The organism is Vibrio sp. 1751 (genome assembly GCF_033339895.1).
GTDB classification, from domain to species: domain Bacteria; phylum Pseudomonadota; class Gammaproteobacteria; order Enterobacterales; family Vibrionaceae; genus Vibrio; species Vibrio alginolyticus.
Genome location: NZ_JAWOVM010000037.1, coordinates 1 through 15619 on the forward strand (window position 1 = coordinate 1; position 15619 = coordinate 15619).

General features: G+C 43.1%; 15 protein-coding genes and 1 pseudogene. 10 read left to right on the plus strand and 6 right to left on the minus strand.

The window, feature by feature from the left end:
- The first annotated feature begins 63 nt into the window (after positions 1 to 63).
- From R7041_RS13095 to R7041_RS13105, 3 genes are all read left to right on the plus strand, one after another.
- The gene (locus R7041_RS13095) at positions 64 to 1806 is read left to right on the plus strand and encodes a bifunctional metallophosphatase/5'-nucleotidase (RefSeq protein WP_005376363.1); all 1743 of its coding nucleotides are present in this window, start codon (positions 64 to 66) and stop codon (positions 1804 to 1806) included.
- Positions 1807 to 2427: 621 nt separating this feature from the next.
- On the plus strand, positions 2428 to 3453 hold the full coding sequence (locus tag R7041_RS13100; protein ID WP_206949002.1) for a TerC/Alx family metal homeostasis membrane protein: 1026 nt from the start codon (positions 2428 to 2430) through the stop codon (positions 3451 to 3453).
- Positions 3454 to 3727: 274 nt separating this feature from the next.
- Complete coding sequence (locus tag R7041_RS13105; protein WP_005376351.1) at positions 3728 to 3919, plus strand: hypothetical protein; 192 nt, start codon at positions 3728 to 3730, stop codon at positions 3917 to 3919.
- A gap of 185 nt (positions 3920 to 4104) precedes the next feature.
- Here the strand turns inward: R7041_RS13105 and R7041_RS13110 are convergent, their stop codons facing one another.
- From R7041_RS13110 to R7041_RS13125, 4 genes are all read right to left on the minus strand, one after another.
- Positions 4105 to 4662: a PhnA domain-containing protein gene (locus tag R7041_RS13110; protein ID WP_005376350.1), complete on the minus strand. Its 558-nt coding sequence runs from the start codon at positions 4660 to 4662 to the stop codon at positions 4105 to 4107.
- 289 nt (positions 4663 to 4951) lie between these two features.
- Positions 4952 to 5161 (minus strand): YgdI/YgdR family lipoprotein, encoded by a 210-nt coding sequence (locus R7041_RS13115; RefSeq protein WP_017634171.1) that lies wholly within the window; start codon positions 5159 to 5161, stop codon positions 4952 to 4954.
- A 136-nt stretch (positions 5162 to 5297) separates the two neighbouring features.
- A complete protein-coding gene (locus R7041_RS13120; protein ID WP_137282648.1) occupies positions 5298 to 7706 on the minus strand; it encodes a VolA/Pla-1 family phospholipase in 2409 nt (802 codons plus the stop codon).
- Positions 7707 to 7726: 20 nt separating this feature from the next.
- Positions 7727 to 8962 carry an outer membrane protein transport protein gene (locus R7041_RS13125; protein WP_170893218.1) on the minus strand — a complete coding sequence of 412 codons (1236 nt, stop codon included), beginning with the start codon at positions 8960 to 8962 and terminating at the stop codon, positions 7727 to 7729.
- 422 nt (positions 8963 to 9384) lie between these two features.
- On the opposite strand from R7041_RS13125, the gene R7041_RS13130 reads away from it, so the two are divergent.
- Together R7041_RS13130 and tnpA are read left to right on the plus strand one after the other, a co-directional pair.
- Complete coding sequence (locus R7041_RS13130; protein WP_242531600.1) at positions 9385 to 10413, plus strand: site-2 protease family protein; 1029 nt, start codon at positions 9385 to 9387, stop codon at positions 10411 to 10413.
- 170 nt (positions 10414 to 10583) lie between these two features.
- Positions 10584 to 10847: pseudogene (gene tnpA / locus R7041_RS13135) on the plus strand (IS200/IS605 family transposase); the annotation flags it as partial.
- A gap of 98 nt (positions 10848 to 10945) precedes the next feature.
- Here the strand turns inward: tnpA and R7041_RS13140 are convergent.
- Positions 10946 to 11734 carry a M48 family metallopeptidase gene (locus R7041_RS13140; RefSeq protein ID WP_017634168.1) on the minus strand — a complete coding sequence of 263 codons (789 nt, stop codon included), beginning with the start codon at positions 11732 to 11734 and terminating at the stop codon, positions 10946 to 10948.
- Positions 11735 to 11935: 201 nt separating this feature from the next.
- On the opposite strand from R7041_RS13140, the gene R7041_RS13145 reads away from it, so the two are divergent.
- The 5 genes from R7041_RS13145 to cutA all read left to right on the plus strand — a co-directional run bounded on the left by R7041_RS13145 (position 11936) and on the right by cutA (position 14981).
- Entirely contained in the window at positions 11936 to 12370 is a 435-nt protein-coding gene (locus R7041_RS13145) for a hotdog fold thioesterase (protein ID WP_005376340.1), read from the plus strand.
- Positions 12371 to 12376: 6 nt separating this feature from the next.
- Positions 12377 to 12610, plus strand: coding sequence for a DUF3389 domain-containing protein (locus tag R7041_RS13150; RefSeq protein ID WP_005376338.1), 234 nt, complete (start codon positions 12377 to 12379; stop codon positions 12608 to 12610).
- A 79-nt stretch (positions 12611 to 12689) separates the two neighbouring features.
- Positions 12690 to 14399 carry an SgrR family transcriptional regulator gene (locus R7041_RS13155; protein WP_053307684.1) on the plus strand — a complete coding sequence of 570 codons (1710 nt, stop codon included), beginning with the start codon at positions 12690 to 12692 and terminating at the stop codon, positions 14397 to 14399.
- Positions 14383 to 14634 carry a hypothetical protein gene (locus R7041_RS13160; protein WP_053349877.1) on the plus strand — a complete coding sequence of 84 codons (252 nt, stop codon included), beginning with the start codon at positions 14383 to 14385 and terminating at the stop codon, positions 14632 to 14634. The genes R7041_RS13155 and R7041_RS13160 overlap by 17 nt, the downstream gene beginning before the upstream one ends.
- 14 nt (positions 14635 to 14648) lie before the next feature.
- Positions 14649 to 14981 carry a divalent-cation tolerance protein CutA gene (gene cutA / locus R7041_RS13165; RefSeq protein WP_154204358.1) on the plus strand — a complete coding sequence of 111 codons (333 nt, stop codon included), beginning with the start codon at positions 14649 to 14651 and terminating at the stop codon, positions 14979 to 14981.
- On the opposite strand, the gene R7041_RS13170 is transcribed toward cutA, so the two are convergent.
- On the minus strand, positions 14943 to 15539 hold the full coding sequence (locus R7041_RS13170; RefSeq protein ID WP_005376330.1) for a DUF2238 domain-containing protein: 597 nt from the start codon (positions 15537 to 15539) through the stop codon (positions 14943 to 14945). The two genes, cutA and R7041_RS13170, sit on opposite strands and share 39 nt — an antisense overlap.
- Positions 15540 to 15619 lie beyond the last annotated feature (80 nt).

Here is a 15619-nt window from a genome sequence, read left to right on the forward strand (position 1 = left end):
CATAAAATTCATGATTCTGTCATGATTCACTTCTTATTATTATAAGGAATGAAAAAAGAGAAGATGAAGATGAATAACAATCATAAGCCAGTGAGAATCAAACTGGCACACATCAATGACACACATTCCTACTTTGAACCAACGTCATTACAGTTAAAGCTTAAGATAAACAATGAACTCACGCTAGAACCCTATGTCAGTGCTGGCGGCTTTTCTCGTATCGCAACCAGAGTCGAGCAGTTAAGAGATGATGCTCAGCGCCAAGGTCATGGGATGTTGTTCCTCCATGCCGGAGATTGCTTCCAAGGCACGCTGTATTTCTCACTATTTAAAGGCAAAGCCAATGCCGACTTATTGAACGCATTAAAGATTGATGCAATGGCGTTAGGTAACCATGAATTAGATATGGGGAATGAGCCAGTTGCATTGTTTTGCCAACGTACTCAGTTCCCATTGCTTGCTGGCAACTGGGATTTATCCAATGAATCACTTAAAAAACCTCACCGTATCAGTGATTGCAAGGATGTATATAGTTACCAACCGGATACACAGAGCGCTCAATACATTGTTAAAGAATTCCATGGTGAGCGGGTCGCGATTTTCGGATTATCCATAGATAAAATGAGCGACATCGCAAACCCTGATGCAGACACGCCTTTTCACTCAGCAATTGAAACCGCCAAGGCGACCGTAAAACAAATCCATTCATCAGGTATAAAAAATATTATTCTTCTGAGCCACTTAGGTTATGAAGGTGATTTAGAGTTAGCTGAGCAAGTTGCAGGTATTGGAATAATTGTTGGTGGACACAGCCACCGGTTGCAAGGTGATTTTTCATCAATAGGGTTAGGACAAGACGATCCCTACGGTATCAAAATTAATGATACCTATGTGGTGCAAGCGGGTTTCCATGCTTTGACAATGGGGCACTGTGTCATTGAGTTTGATGAACACGGTAAAGCAACGATGTTGAGTGGACAAAATGAACTGTTGCTGGGTCGACGTATTTTTTGGGACTCGACGCTAAACCAACAGCTCGACCAAGGTGTATTCGAAACCGCGTGCGACTTCATCCATGGTCAACCGAATGTCGTGGTTTGTAAGAAACACCCGGAAACTCAAGCGATCCTGAGCGATAAATATATTCCTCAGGTCAGGCAGTTACAGTCACAAGTCATTGCTAGTGTTGACACCAAAAAGCGTCATGTGAGAATTCCCGATGAATTTGGTGAGAGTGAGTTGGCTTCCTCCGTTGCCCGATCATTTCTGCACTGTTTAAACAAACGTGGATATGACGTTCAATTTGCAATTCATAATGCGGGTGGCGTGCGAACCTCTTTGAACCCTGGCAACATTACAGTGGCAGACATTGCCGGACGGCTGTTGCCTTTTGCCGTTCCTATCGGCTTTTACGATGTAAAAGGCAGCGCTATTCGCCGTGCACTTGAAGGCGCGATAAATAATGCACTCAACAATGGCGTAGAAGGCACTGGATCTGGCAGTTATCCGTACACTTACAATTTAAACTTCGAGTACCACGCAGATGCCCCAAAAGGTGAAAGAGTTCAATCATTAGTGATTTTTGATGGTAAACAATGGGTAGGTGTTCAAGATGATGTTTGGTATCGAGGGACTTCTTCTGCCTATACGATGAAAGGGAAAGAGGGGTACGACGCATTGCAGGAGATGAAAGGAGAAGGGCGTGTGACCAGTTTGTCCATGGCTGATTGTTTTATTGAACTCCTGACCGATGAGCCAAACTGTTTGAATCAAAGTCACAAACTTTACACAAAGCGACGTCGATAATAGATACTGGTATTCATTTTGCTGCTCTCCACTTACTACATGGGTTGATGAGGATGGCAGTATGTGGAATAAAGATTGGGCAGATACGGCAGTCGTGGTTGCCTGGATCGCAATTTGGTCAACACTGGTCTACTTTGTGCCTCTAAGCGGCTTTTGAATTGCTAAGAATGTGGATGTTACAAAAGGGAGCAGTAATGCTCCTTTTTTGTATCTATCTTCCCCGTTAGGGCTCTAACCAATGAAGAGTTTGTCTTGAGCCATTTGCTGATTTTTGTCTGTTTACTAAAGTTCAGTGGTTGAATCCATTTCTTTCTTTTTATAGTGCTTCCTGATTTTTGATAAGAATTTTATTTCGATAAGACAAGGTTTTTTTGTTGGAAAGCCTGACGCTCGGCGTTATTATGTCGGCGTTTGGGGAGTAGTTAGCGCAAGTTTACTTATCGTCATCTCGTTAAGCATCAGCTTATCCGGTAAGTAAAGGTGTTACGTGGTTTATTCACATCAACACTTCAACGAGACCAACGCATTCATTGACTAGCAGCACATAATCGTTATGTGGCTGTTGGTTGTTATTGTATGCGGAAGGTCACCAAACGAAGTCCTTCCGCCATGGGAGGAAATATGTCTCTTATCAAAAGTACCACCCAATTGAGCCAATCGGTGCCTCTTCAAGAATCATTAGCGATGTATGGTGCTTTTGGTTTATTTACCCTTGTTCTAGTTACGCTTGATATCTATCAAACACGTGGTGGCGTTATCACGATGAAAAAAGCCATCGTTTGGAGTGTTTTTTGGTTCTTGCTTGCCTTTGTTTTTGCAGGTTCTATTTATTTATTCTGGGACTTTTACGCGCCACATAGCGCTTATACGAACGACAAAGCAACGATTTCATTCTTAACTGGTTACTTACTAGAGAAGTCGTTAAGCGTGGATAACTTGTTTGTGTTTGCCATCATCTTTGCACAATACAGTGTGCCGGAGCATTTGCGTCCGAGAGCATTGCTTTGGGGGGTGATAGGTGCGCTAGTTTTACGCGCTGTCATGATTGCGGTTGGTGCTCAGTTACTTGCACAGTATCACTGGGTATTGTACTTATTTGCTGCTTTCCTTATTTGGACAGGTGTTAAGCTAGCTCGCGACAAAGGCGAAGCAGAAGAGGTTAATCCATATCCGGAGCAGTTGATTCGAAAGGTATTGCCAGTTACAGATGACTACCAAGGAAATCACTTAATCTTAAAGCAAGCTGGTAAGTGGGTGGCAACACCGATGCTGATCGTTGTTGGTGTCATTGCAGTAATGGACGTTATGTTTGCATTGGATTCTATACCAGCTATATTCGCGGTAACGCGAGAGCCATTTTTAGTCTTAGCCGCGAACGTATTTGCATTATTGGGTTTGCGATCGCTGTACTTTGTTCTTCAAGCAATGTTAGATAAGTTTGTGTACTTAAAACCAGCATTATCAGTAATCATGATGTTTATCGGGGTGAAAATGCTATTGGTTGGAACAGAATATGAGATTCCGACAGCATGGTCTCTCACATTTTTAGTTGTTGTGATGACATCGGCAGTGGTGGCATCACTCCTAAAAAATAAAGCGAAGCGTCAAACTAGCGTTAATATTACTAATCAAAAAAATATAAAGTAAGCACTAAAATCAAAAGAAATAACGAAAAATATTGTTAAATATATGTTGTTTCTTAAGGGGCGATTATGCAGGTAATGTTCAGTTATTCAATGTAATTACAGCAATTGTGATTATTTATGCCGTTATTATTCATTTGTATTTTTGAGTTTTGTAATGAGTTTGTTTTATTAGAAATTCTAATTTGAATGGGTAAAATTTGTCATTTCTTAAACAATAAGAAACTGACTAATATACAACCAACTAAACAGACTACTGCTTTTAAAGAGAGGCAATCATGGCACAAGCAATGCAAATGACAAATGTAGCTTTACCAACCTCTATGGATAAGAAAACCTACGCGGTTAACTTCAAAGGACTGATTGCTCACTTACTGGACATTCTATTTGTAGATAACACTGCGCCACGCAGTTACTACGCAGAAGACTTGTCAGCACATATTCAAAAAGACATCGGTATGTACCGTTAATATTGAAATAATGTAAGAAATACCGGCCTATGAGCCGGTATTTTTTTATTTGTAAAACATGCCTACTCAACCTACGCCCTAGAAAAGAAACACTCTAGAGGAGGTAGACATGAGAGTAGATTAAGTGTTGTATAGAAAAACGGGGCACCATTGGTGCCCCGTTTTGACATGACTGAAGTGCGATATTACTTCTTGCGGCAGTATTCTGCGATCACGTACATCGACTGACCACCATTTGCCTTACCCGAAACTAGCTTTGGATCATCGCCAAGGCTAATGCCACGAATCACTGTACCTTGTTTGATTACTTGGTTAGTGCCTTTTACTGGTAGGTCTTTAATTACTGTTACATCGTCACCTTTCTTAAGTTCAGTGCCGTTACAGTCAACCGTTTTATCGTCAGCAGACATCCCTTTCATTGCCCAGTTCATTTGCTCTTCTTCCATGTACATCATGTCAAGAGCATCTTGAGCCCAGCTTTCTGTGTTTAGGCGAGTGAGTTGGCGCCATGCAGTCACTTGTACAGCAGGAACCTGGCTCCACATGCTTTCGTTTAGACAACGCCAGTGGTTAATGTCTTTTGGCTCATCGATCTCACCCAGACACTTATCACAAACCATGATGGCAGTATCAACCGTCACATTACCGTGAGGTGGGACAGCGTATGCAGTTAGTTGAGATTCAGAAGAACACAGTTCACATTTTGACTCGCAGCGCGCAAGCAGAGTAGCTTCAATAGACATAAGGACTCACCTTAGTAATGTTATTTTGTGGCGGTATTATCCACTTTATCCTGAGAAATAAAAGGGTGTTAGCGAATTAAAGACTAGATTTTACAATACTCCAACCTGATTAAGGTGAAGATGTAAAATATTCGCTAAATAAATAATACGGAAGTATAAAAGACACTATTAATTGTTTTGGCTTATGAATTAGTTGTGTCAATTTCTACAACGATTACAAGCCTAAAAGAGGTAAATGTAGAGAGAGGGTGGCTAGAACATAGCCCTCTAATTTACAGAGGGCCTGTCGTTAACGTTCGACAATCTGGACAATTTGCTCTTTTGAAATACTCATTTCTTTACCATCCATGTCTTCATATTCGTACATACCCGTTTCCTCGTTCAGGTCTGGTTTACCGTAAGAGGTAATAATTTTCCCTTCATTTGTCGACATCAGATATTGGCTACTTCCGCATGCAGAAAGAAGTAATACAGTGGCAATAACAGTCAATACGCGCATAGAGTTTTCCTTTTAAACAAGTGAGTTAGGCAAAGACATCGATTTAACTATAGCAGAGGAAATATGAGTGGGTTTGAATAGAATTGAAATGAAAAAGCCCAGTAGAAACTGGGCTTTGGTAGGAAGGATGTTGCGATTACTTCAAAACAGAAGTGTTAGTGGCACCTGTTAATGCGTCATCCATTAAGAAGTCAGTGTTTTCCATCTGCATCTCTACATGATGATCAATATCAGACAAAGTGCCATTTGGCGAAGCAAAAGTACTGTGCGATGCAGTAGCATTAAACTGTACAAAGCTCGCAGTTGCATTCACAGTAGTGTCCGTACTGTTCACAGTCTTCAACCCTAGCTTATTAGCGAGCGGTTCAGTACCCGCGAATGGTGCATTTGGAACGCTGTTTGGTACTGTGCTATCGCCATCCACTTCTGTCATAAAGAATGGTGTCGTTAGCGAACCAGATGCCACTAAATCTGAAGCGTTTGTGAACGGATCGACAGTGTCTAGTGTAGTCTGTGCTGCATAGATAAATTGTGAAAAACCTGCTTCTAGCGCTGCTACTTGAGCTTCCGTTGCCGCAGCCTCAAAAGCTTCGTAACATGTTTTATCTTCTAGATCCGCACATGATGCATCAGCGTAATTCGCATAGTCTTTTGATGCTGCATAAGCGAGGTTATGTTTGATCTGAGGGCCGTAATTGTCTGAACCCAGTAACAAATTACCAATTTGTCCACCAGAGTTCTGTACTGATGCAGAACTAAAGGTGTACAGCGCATCCGCAGAAGGGCTGCCCAGTGTATTGTTTGCTGCTGCGACGGCAGATGTAGCTACAATACCGCCAAGTGAATGACCTAGCATTTTGACTTTTGAACCCGTCATTGGGTTGAAGCCTTGCAGAGGACCTCCAGCTAAAAGACCGCCTTGAGCAGATACTACTAAGCTAGCGCGCAAACCTAACACATCCAGAACACTCTGACGTAGGTTGTCACGCGCAACGGCTAAGTTGGAAAGATTTAGATAAGCCAGTACATTCGCATTTGCGGAACGTTGTTCATCTAAGCTGCGCGTACCATGAATAGGTAAGTCAATAGCGATAACTGCCACACCTGCTTTTACCATATTGAACGCGAACGCGTACGCATTCTCTTTCGCTGAGGTGATGCCGTGTTGATAAATCACAACGTCTGTCGCGACGCCAGATTTAGGTGTGAAGACCAGTACTTCGACATCTTCAACCGATTTCACTACGGGAACAGGCGAGTAGCGAGTAATAATACGCTCACTATCAAGCTGGGTACCATCGGTAAGAGTAAGCTTAGCTCCAACAAGTTTTAGCTGCTCTGTAGGATCTGTAGCAAGCTTTGTCACATCAACAGGATCATTTGCAAAAACGCCTGTTGATAGCTGCTGAACCATGTTTGCTTGCTCGTTCGGATCCGCTAATGCTGCGCTTAGCTTCGCTAGGCTTGGCATCGCAGATACCATTGGTTGCATGTTCCAGCTTGCGCCTTTTTCCAGGTAATGAGGCAGTCTTACCACACCTTGTGTCACGCTTACATCAGCACCTGATTGCATGTAAAGGCCTTTAATTGCCGTTTTAGCTGCGTCTAGATCGCTAATGTATTTACTAAAGTCATCGTCAGAGTCTAGCGCAGTGCTAAAGTCTTGGGTTTCACCGAGCGTTATTGTGTAGGCCGTTGATAAGTCTACTGAACCTTCGTTTGAGTCATTTTTGTAAACGGTATTTAGTGTGTTTGCGCCGGTAGAAAAACCAGTAGCGGTTACTCCTTTGACTGCCGCTAACGTATCACCTACAGACTGGGTACTGAACCATGAGGAGTAAACGATGTCGTTAGGATTAACTTGAGCTAGACCAAAAATGCCTTCAACCGCCTGAGTGACTGCTTGAACAGAAGCAAGGTCGCCAGTTTCATAAACGATTTCTTTCGATTTACCAGTTGCATAACTTGCTGATGTACCAATTGGCTCACCATTCACGTCAGTAACATCTTGTGTGACCGCAAAAATGTACTCGCTTGACTCATCAAGTGCAGCCAAGAACTGGATGTATAGAGAGTTACCTTTTGCTTGAACTACGTAGTCTTGGTTCTGAACAAGCTCTTCTTCGATTGGGTTAGATTTGCGGTCCCACTCGGTTAAGCGTTGATTAATCTTGATGACTTTAACACCAGACGACAGCATGCCCGTTGCAAAACCGTCGCCATTGAAGTTAAGAACGATTGGCATAGACGTTGACCATCCATCCATCGTGTTCATCGAGGCTCTAGGGTTGGTTAAAGCATCATCGCCATCAGTTGGCAGACCAAGCGTACCATCGCTTGTGTCCATTAATAAGTAAGACGGTGCCGGTACATCTGCGTTCGCTCCTTGAAGCGTAAAACTGATGGATGTTTCGCGATCAAGCAATGCTTGGACTTCATCTTCAAATTGAACTTTGTCGGAAGTACCAGAACTGGAGGTATCATCACCACAACCAGCAAGAAGGATTGCAGAACAAAGCATTGATAATTTAAACGTGTGTTTCATTGGTTTACTCCGTAATCCCATTATTTGAAGGTGTAGTTCATCTGTACCGCGCTGATGTAAGCAGTGCCTTCTGAGTCAAACTTAATCTCTTTACCCAGAGCATTTGTCTCAGTGAAAGAGCCTGACTTACTCTTAACAAGTGCAAAGCCTGCATCGAAAGTTAAATTCTCATTCATTGCGTAAGTTAGGCCCGCGCTGTACCAAAAACGGTCACTGTCAGGGATACTCAATGTCGCTTCACCTGCTTGTTCGTCGTACGCAAAGCCTGCACGGAATGTCCAGTCTGTATTAAGTATGTAAGTTGCACCAATGGAGTAGCGATTGTTGTCTTCATATTTCTCAGGTTTAAAGAAACATACTCCGTCATTACATTCGTTACTGGTCGCTTTTAGTTCTTTAAATGTGCTCCAGTCGGTTTGTTGCCAGCCGTAATGTACAGCCCATTGTTCATTCAGTTGATGGAAAGCCGATAATTCGATAATTGAAGGGAGAGAGATTTTTAAACGGCCATCAACTTTTGGTGATGAAGCTCGACCAGAGTCGTAACTACTAAACTCACCGTCATCAAAATCTAGATCAACCTTAGAGCGGTAGCCAAAGCCAAAACGGTTGTTTTCATTTAGCTCAAATAAAGCGCCGACATTCCAACCCCAAGCGAAAGTTTCACCTTCCATGCCGACAAGGTTATCGGACTTATTACCACCTAAAATACCGGCGAGTGCGCCTTTGTGGCGAGTCAGCTCTGCTTCAGCGTATACGAGGTTGATACCACCACCGACACTGAAAGACTCGTTGATACGGTAAGCGACATTAGGGTTGATGTTTACTGAAAGTAGGGAAGTGTCACCCGCCATATCACCTGCGGAAATATCATTTGGATAGTCAGTAGCAACACCGTATGTTGTGAACATACCGATACCCCAAGCCCAGTTATCATTGATAGGACTGATGTAATAACCTGCTGGCACGATCTGTAAAGGGGCGACATCTTTCGCGTGTTCATTGTTTACAGTGTCGTACACATCGACTTCAGGGTCGATGATAGATAACGCGCCCGAAAATTGAGCTTCTTTGAAAAGTGTCATTGCTGCAGGGTTACGAGCAAGAACGCTGGCATTGTCTGCGACAGCCCCTTCACCTGAAAATGCTCGACCAAGACCAGATGCCGAATGTTCAGCTACCTGGAAGCCCGCTGAGTGGGCATTACACGCAAACAATATTGAAATTGTAAGCAGAGAGCAGTGCTTCTTGTTCATCCTTGACCCTCCTAGGGTGTCATAATGCTGGACCGAAGTCCTTGTAATTGTTGTGTGGTACTTACACCAATTGTTAATACGCGAAATACAACGGTGATGTAAATGTAATGTTAATTGTATGTTTAATAACTTGTCAAAGTTTGAGCGTATTTTGCGTTTTAAATATGATGCATAGGTCAAACGATGGCTTGTAAGGGCATGTATTATCGTTATATTTTTGAAGAGAATGGTACGACCAGAATTGTTTTGCGAGCTTTATAGTTAAATAACGATCAAATCAAGAGATAGCTCGCTTTGCTGTTTCTTCACTTCACAGGCATAATTCGCGCTCGCTATGTAGTTATTCAATAGACGCAATAGGAACCGCATTGGAATTACTGAATGTTGAATTTTTAGGTCGTTCGCTAAGGCTCGAAGGATCGATGGCTGGGTGGCAGCAGTTATATTGGGATAATACGTTGGTGTCTCAAATCGATGCCAGTGACAATACCGCAGAGACTTGTCTACACCAGTTTAGGCTCTCTGCGGGTGAGGAAATCCTGAACTGTCATTTAGAGTGTTCTTTAACATGGCAACCGTTTGAATTGAGTTACAAGGTCACAATTAACGGTGAGCTCATCAATGAAGGTTGTCGAAATGAAAAAGACATTGAGCGCCAAGTGCCAGAAGTTACGCCACCATCCGAAAAGCGTTTAAGTGTAATAGGCCTCGTATCTCTTGGGATGAAAGCACTTAAAAGTGCGAAAGTTATTAAAGTGGCGTTAGCGTCTGCAAGTCTCGCTGCATATTCTTGGCTATTTTCCATCGAGTTCGCGCTAGCGTTGATCGCTTGTTTGGTTTTTCATGAATATGGTCACATTAGAGCGATGAAGTATTTTGGAATGAAGACCAAAGGGATCTATTTGATTCCATTCCTAGGTGGTTTGGCGCTAAGTGACGAAAAGATAAACACGCGCTGGCAGGATGTGGTTATCTCAATCATGGGACCATTTTTCGGTTTAGTACTTAGTATTGTTTTTACTTTGCTTTATTGGATGACTGGTGAGGTGATCTTCGCTGGGCTTGCTGTGTTTAACGCCTTGCTAAACCTATTTAATCTGCTGCCTATTTTACCATTAGATGGTGGCCATGTGCTCAAAAGTATTACCTTCTCAATGAATACTTGGGTCGGGTTAGCTGGCAGTATTGCGACCGCTTTATTGGGCATTTTTATCAGTTACTATTTCGGTCTGACGTTGCTAGGGTTTTTATTGTTAATGGGAATGTTGGAAGTGGTGATGGAATGGAGAGCTCGACATCAAAGCCATTTATTGCCATTAACCCGTTATGGGCAGCTATTCTCACTGGCTTGGTACTTGGTCTCTGTCGGAGGTTTTGTTTCTATCATCTGGTATTTTGCCACTCTCGGAGATAGTTTGTTAAGTTTGCCGCTACAGATATTGGGCACTTGATTAGAATCATTAAAAGCTCCCTAGGGAGCTTTTTTATTTTCAGCCCTAAACCACCTACTTCAGTAGGTGGTTATCATCCGCTTCGGCTTTGCCTGTAAAACTACTCATGCTAAATGCATCTTTGATTTTTCCAGAAGTCAAAGAGGACGAATAACATGAGTAGATACAATCAAGCTTCCCACGTACATTTAGTTGTAAAGGTTCCACCAAAGCTTTCGATATCCAAGTTGATGGGGGTATTGAAAGGCAAAATAGCCTTAAAGCTATTTAGCAAGTTTCCTCACCTTAGGAAGAACAGGCTTTGGGGTAATCACTTTTGGCAAAGAGGCTATTTTGTCGATAGTGTTGGAATCAATGAAGAAATAATACGCCGATATGTAAGACATCAAGAGAAACAAGAGCGAGTAGAGCAGCAGCAATTGGCGCTGGACTAAACAAAGGCCCCCTTTTAGGGGGCTCACACAAAGCCACCTTCTTTAGAAGGTGGTAATTTACTTGGCAAGCTTAAGTAGTAGACGATAGTAGCAATGAATTAGCCACATCTTGGTGCTTTCGCGTTATACGCAGGCAGCTTATTTATGGTTGCTTGTAAATCTTTAATGCGCGTACTGTGCGATGGGTGGGTTGAGAAGAATTCAGGTGGTTGAGAACCACCTGATGCAGCACTCATATTTTTCCATAAATCGACACTTTGACGTGGGTCGAAACCTGCTTTTGCCATGAATTCCAGCCCGACAATATCAGCCTCAGATTCCTGAGTACGACCGTATGGCAAAATAACACCGTATTGGACACCGACACCAAGTGCCGCCATCGTCATTTGTTGATACTGTTTGTACTCGGAAGCTCCAATGGCAACGTTTGCTAGAGACAACCCGGCATTTGCTAACTGACTTTGTGAAAGACGTTCATTACTGTGGTCAGCGAGGACGTGAGCGACTTCGTGACCAATAACTGTTGCCAACTGATCTTGGTTTTTCGCGACATCTAAAAGCCCGGTATACACGCCGATCTTCCCACCTGGTAGAGCAAACGCATTGACTTGTTCACTATCAAAAACAACGACTTCCCAGTCTTTAAATCCAGATTGAGCGGGAATGGTGTCAGTGATGTGTTTGGCAACGCATTGAACGTAGGCATTCGTTTTGCGATCTTTGCTGATTGGGATATCTTTCTTCATTTGTTCGAAAGATTTAGCGCCAAGCGATGACATTTCCTGATCTGAAAACATCAGGATCTGGTTGCGACCCGTCGGTGATGCGCTACACGCTGTTAAACCCGCGATAGTTAAAAGAGCAGAGGCTTTCATCCATACCTTCATAACAGGCTCCATTTAATTTTTTGTTTTGAAGCAATAGTATATACCCAAATAGTAACATGATGCATGGATCAAGTTATTCATCTGATTAATAAAGAGGGTGAGATGTTACGTCTTGAAGTTATGCCCAAGTAGCGTCTATGCTAGCTTCCTAGCACATCGTTACAACCTAACAAACCAGTTTGTGAAACTAAGAGTAAAACAATGAGTATATGGAAAAAGCCCGTAAGCATAGAGATTCTGAATGCCACGTCAAAAAATACCCTGATCGAGCACCTACAAATTAAATATACAGATTTCACTGACGACTCCCTTACAGCAACCATGCCCGTATGCAGCTTTACTCATCAACCTTTAGGAATGCTTCACGGTGGTGCATCAGTCGTGCTCGCAGAAACATTAGGCTCATTGGCTGCAAACTTCTCTGTCGATGAGGGCAGCTACTGCGTCGGTTTAGATATTAACGCGAACCATGTGCGAGCCATGCGAAGTGGTCATGTGATTGGTACGGCAAAACCGCTTCATCTGGGTATTTCAACGCAAGTGTGGCAAATCGATATCACTGATGAGCGAGGCCGTTTAGTGTGTACCAGTCGCTTGACCATCGCTGTGAAACAACACAAAACAAAGTCGGTATAAACTAAGATGGTGATTGAGTTTTCATTAGGAAAAATCATTGCAACCCAGCGTGAAATAGTGATTAAGCTCTCCGGTAGTGCAATGGTAACCTTGCAAGCGCAAACCGATGCAATTCAGTTGCTGGGTAGAGGAGCGAACGTTGTTTTATCTCATGGAGCAGAGTGCAAATGGTCTATCAAGCTGGACAACGAGGAACAACTGGCTGAACTTTCGCGAGAAATTGGTATCGATATTCAATAATCTATAGTGTGATGTTTGCACTTTTTGGTAAAAATGAGGAAACTTAGCTTATCGACAACAAGATAAGAATTTCCTCTTTATGAGTAGCCCTCGTTTACGTGTTCAGTTCGAAACACTGTTTGAAAAATTTTCCGGTCACGATACGGACGTTCAGCTCGAAGACATCACCGAAGCGTTGTTTTGTACACGTCGTAATGCTCGTATTGTTCTAAATAAACTTGAAGAAGAGGGCTGGATTGAGTGGCATCCGGCAGCGGGTCGAGGAAAACTTTCGAAACTCGTTTTTAAACGTAATCGAAGCGATGTCAGCGAAAACCTCGCCAGGCGTTATCTCGATGAAGGGAAAATCGGTCAGGCTCTAGATGCGCTTGATAACGATGCGGCACGATTGACGCAGGTTATCCAAGGTTATTTAGGGCTTCAGCATCGACAGGGCGAGCAGGTCGTGCGTTTGCCTTATTATCGACCATTGTCGATGTTAAACCCGCAGAAACCGATGCGGCGTTCTGAACAGCACATCGCCAGACAAATTTTTAGCGGACTCACTCGCCTTGATGAAAATGAACAACTTCAACCAGATTTAGCCCACACGTGGGAAGCAATTTCTGATACACATTGGCGTTTTTATCTTCGTCGTGGAGTACGCTTTCATAACGGTGAACCGTTAACAACCAGTTGTGTTCTTGAAAGTGTGCTTGCGTTAAATAGCTTGAACTTGTTTTCTCACATAAAGCGGGTGTCTTCACCACAAGAGTGGACCGTTGATATTGAGCTCGTCCGTCCTGATCGCTACCTTCCTCTGGCTCTGAGTGAGTCGCAAGCAAAAATTTTGCTACCGAGTGCTTTGCGTTCTGAAAGCTTCGATAGACAACCGATAGGGACAGGGCCGTTCCAAGTTAAAATGAATGATGATAAGCGTCTTATTTTGACTGCTTTTGATGGCTACTTTGGTTTTCGCCCTTTACTTGACCAAGTGGAGGTGTGGGTAATCGATGAAGCCTATTCCTCAATGGTTTATCCAAGCCTGTCAAAGCCGAAGATGGATAAACAAGGTTCATCCGATGAAGTCGAGCTGGACCCTGGCTGTACATTCCTATTACTAAACAAAAACACTGGGATTGCAAAAGATCCACGTTGGGCAGAGTTCCTCTCGCAAACCCTCAACAGTCACCAGATTTACGCGCATGTCCCACAAGATAAAGTGATGGAACTGGGAGTATTGCAAGCCTTTGGCCTTAAGCCCGGTTGGATTGATCTTAGGCCAGCAGAAGCGGGCAGCGTACCACAGGCTAATAAGGTAATTTCCGTAGCGTATCAGAAAAAGCATCCGATGTTTCCAGTAGTTGCCAAGGCCATCAAGACACTCTTAAAACCGCACGGTATAGAGGTTGAGTTTATTCGTTATGATTCTCAACCGCCCGCACCGGAGGAAGTGGATATCTGGGTGAAAGCTATGGGCATTGCAACGAACCGAAATGACGCGTTGGCGGGCTGGCTCCTGGATTACAGTGATATTGAGAAGTTCAGTTCAGGTTACGATTTTAGTGAATGGGCTAAACTTGTCGATCAATGGCGTGCTGGGATGCACACAGACTTTCCTGCGCGTGAGCTAGGACGACAGTTAGTAAAAAGCTGTCAGGTGATTCCTATGTTTCACTGTTGGCTAGGCGTGAATAAAGACCACAGCGGTGCGTTACAAAATGCAAAGTGTAATGCCTTAGGTTGGTTTGATTTTAATAATGTATGGGTCAAACCGGATATAGAAAGTAACCATGGCGAAACCGAATAAGAAGCAGCCGACGAAAACCGTCGATATCTATTGCTCAAAGTGTAAAACTCAACTATTTAAGTACCGTAAAGGCGGAAAAGGCGCACTGGTCAAGTGCTTCAAAGAGCGCATTGTTGACGATTTCACACAAACCCCATGCATCTGTCCCAGTTGCGGGCAAGAATTTGCAAGAGATACCCTAGTGAGAGGAACGCCTGCTTACAAAATGATTGGCGGCAAAGTGACAATGAAATAATGAAGGGCTAGAAAATGAGTATAAAACATGACTACTGCATGGTGTTAAGCACAACCAGCAACGAAAAAAATCGAGATCAGATCATTAAAGGTTTGCTAGATGCCCAATTAGCCGCGTGTATTCAAACGATGCCTATTGAAAGTCACTATGTGTGGAAAGGGGAGATTTGTACTGACAACGAATGGTTGCTGGTGATCAAAACTCGTCGAGAGCTCTATGAATTGGTGGAAGAGAAAATAGAAAACCTGCACGAATACGAGGTCGCTCAAATCGTACAGGTTCCAATTGTTGAAGGGTTTAACCCTTATTTAGAATGGTTGAGAGAATCGACGTTGAGCCGACATTAAGAATAACGACAACACTGCACCAACGGTATCGCACAACATATCTTTCTGGGCGTCCCATATGTCACCCTGCGAGCCCAGAAAGGCAATTCCCTCATCGCCACCAGCCAACTCCGCATACCACCATTCGATAATCTCATAGCCAGCAGCAAGTGACATGATAGCAAACAAAGCAAACCAGCAAGAAAACGCTTTGTTGAACCGTTTTTTGTTTATCAAGTATTCAGCGATCGGATATGCGTAAAGGCCAATTGAAAAGTGCGCAACGCGATCAAAATTATTTCGCTCTGAACCAATCATGTCGTTAAACCAGTCAAACGGCACTTCGGAGAACGTATATTTCGCACCGATAGTGTGCAAACAGAGCCAGATGAACATTAAAAAGTAAGCCGTATTACTGAACTGATAGCGAATCGAAATTGCCCAAATAGCAACAAGAATACCAATCGCTGGGATAATCTCCGCAAACCAAACTGCACGTGAGTTAGGTTCCAACGCAGAAAATAAAAACACGATGGCATAAAAAATCGTTAATCCTAAGAGTGTCGAGGTGCTTTTCATAGAGTTATTTGATCCTTCAATTTATCTTACAGTGGGACTCCATAGATTGTGTTAATGATTGCACTTAATTGAACGGTGTG

What these genes read in the sequence shown, in the direction of transcription:
- R7041_RS13105 (WP_005376351.1), top strand. Translation starts at nt 3,728, where the DNA reads ATGGCACAAGCAATGCAAATGACAAATGTAGCTTTACCAACCTCTATG.
- R7041_RS13100 (WP_206949002.1), top strand. Translation starts at nt 2,428, where the DNA reads ATGTCTCTTATCAAAAGTACCACCCAATTGAGCCAATCGGTGCCTCTT.
- R7041_RS13140 (WP_017634168.1), bottom strand. Translation starts at nt 11,734, where the DNA reads ATGAAGGTATGGATGAAAGCCTCTGCTCTTTTAACTATCGCGGGTTTA.
- R7041_RS13125 (WP_170893218.1), bottom strand. Translation starts at nt 8,962, where the DNA reads ATGAACAAGAAGCACTGCTCTCTGCTTACAATTTCAATATTGTTTGCG.
- R7041_RS13110 (WP_005376350.1), bottom strand. Translation starts at nt 4,662, where the DNA reads ATGTCTATTGAAGCTACTCTGCTTGCGCGCTGCGAGTCAAAATGTGAA.
- R7041_RS13115 (WP_017634171.1), bottom strand. Translation starts at nt 5,161, where the DNA reads ATGCGCGTATTGACTGTTATTGCCACTGTATTACTTCTTTCTGCATGC.
- cutA (WP_154204358.1), top strand. Translation starts at nt 14,649, where the DNA reads ATGAGTATAAAACATGACTACTGCATGGTGTTAAGCACAACCAGCAAC.
- R7041_RS13145 (WP_005376340.1), top strand. Translation starts at nt 11,936, where the DNA reads ATGAGTATATGGAAAAAGCCCGTAAGCATAGAGATTCTGAATGCCACG.
- R7041_RS13095 (WP_005376363.1), top strand. Translation starts at nt 64, where the DNA reads ATGAAGATGAATAACAATCATAAGCCAGTGAGAATCAAACTGGCACAC.
- R7041_RS13160 (WP_053349877.1), top strand. Translation starts at nt 14,383, where the DNA reads ATGGCGAAACCGAATAAGAAGCAGCCGACGAAAACCGTCGATATCTAT.
- R7041_RS13170 (WP_005376330.1), bottom strand. Translation starts at nt 15,539, where the DNA reads ATGAAAAGCACCTCGACACTCTTAGGATTAACGATTTTTTATGCCATC.
- R7041_RS13120 (WP_137282648.1), bottom strand. Translation starts at nt 7,706, where the DNA reads ATGAAACACACGTTTAAATTATCAATGCTTTGTTCTGCAATCCTTCTT.
- R7041_RS13150 (WP_005376338.1), top strand. Translation starts at nt 12,377, where the DNA reads ATGGTGATTGAGTTTTCATTAGGAAAAATCATTGCAACCCAGCGTGAA.
- R7041_RS13130 (WP_242531600.1), top strand. Translation starts at nt 9,385, where the DNA reads ATGGCTGGGTGGCAGCAGTTATATTGGGATAATACGTTGGTGTCTCAA.
- R7041_RS13155 (WP_053307684.1), top strand. Translation starts at nt 12,690, where the DNA reads ATGAGTAGCCCTCGTTTACGTGTTCAGTTCGAAACACTGTTTGAAAAA.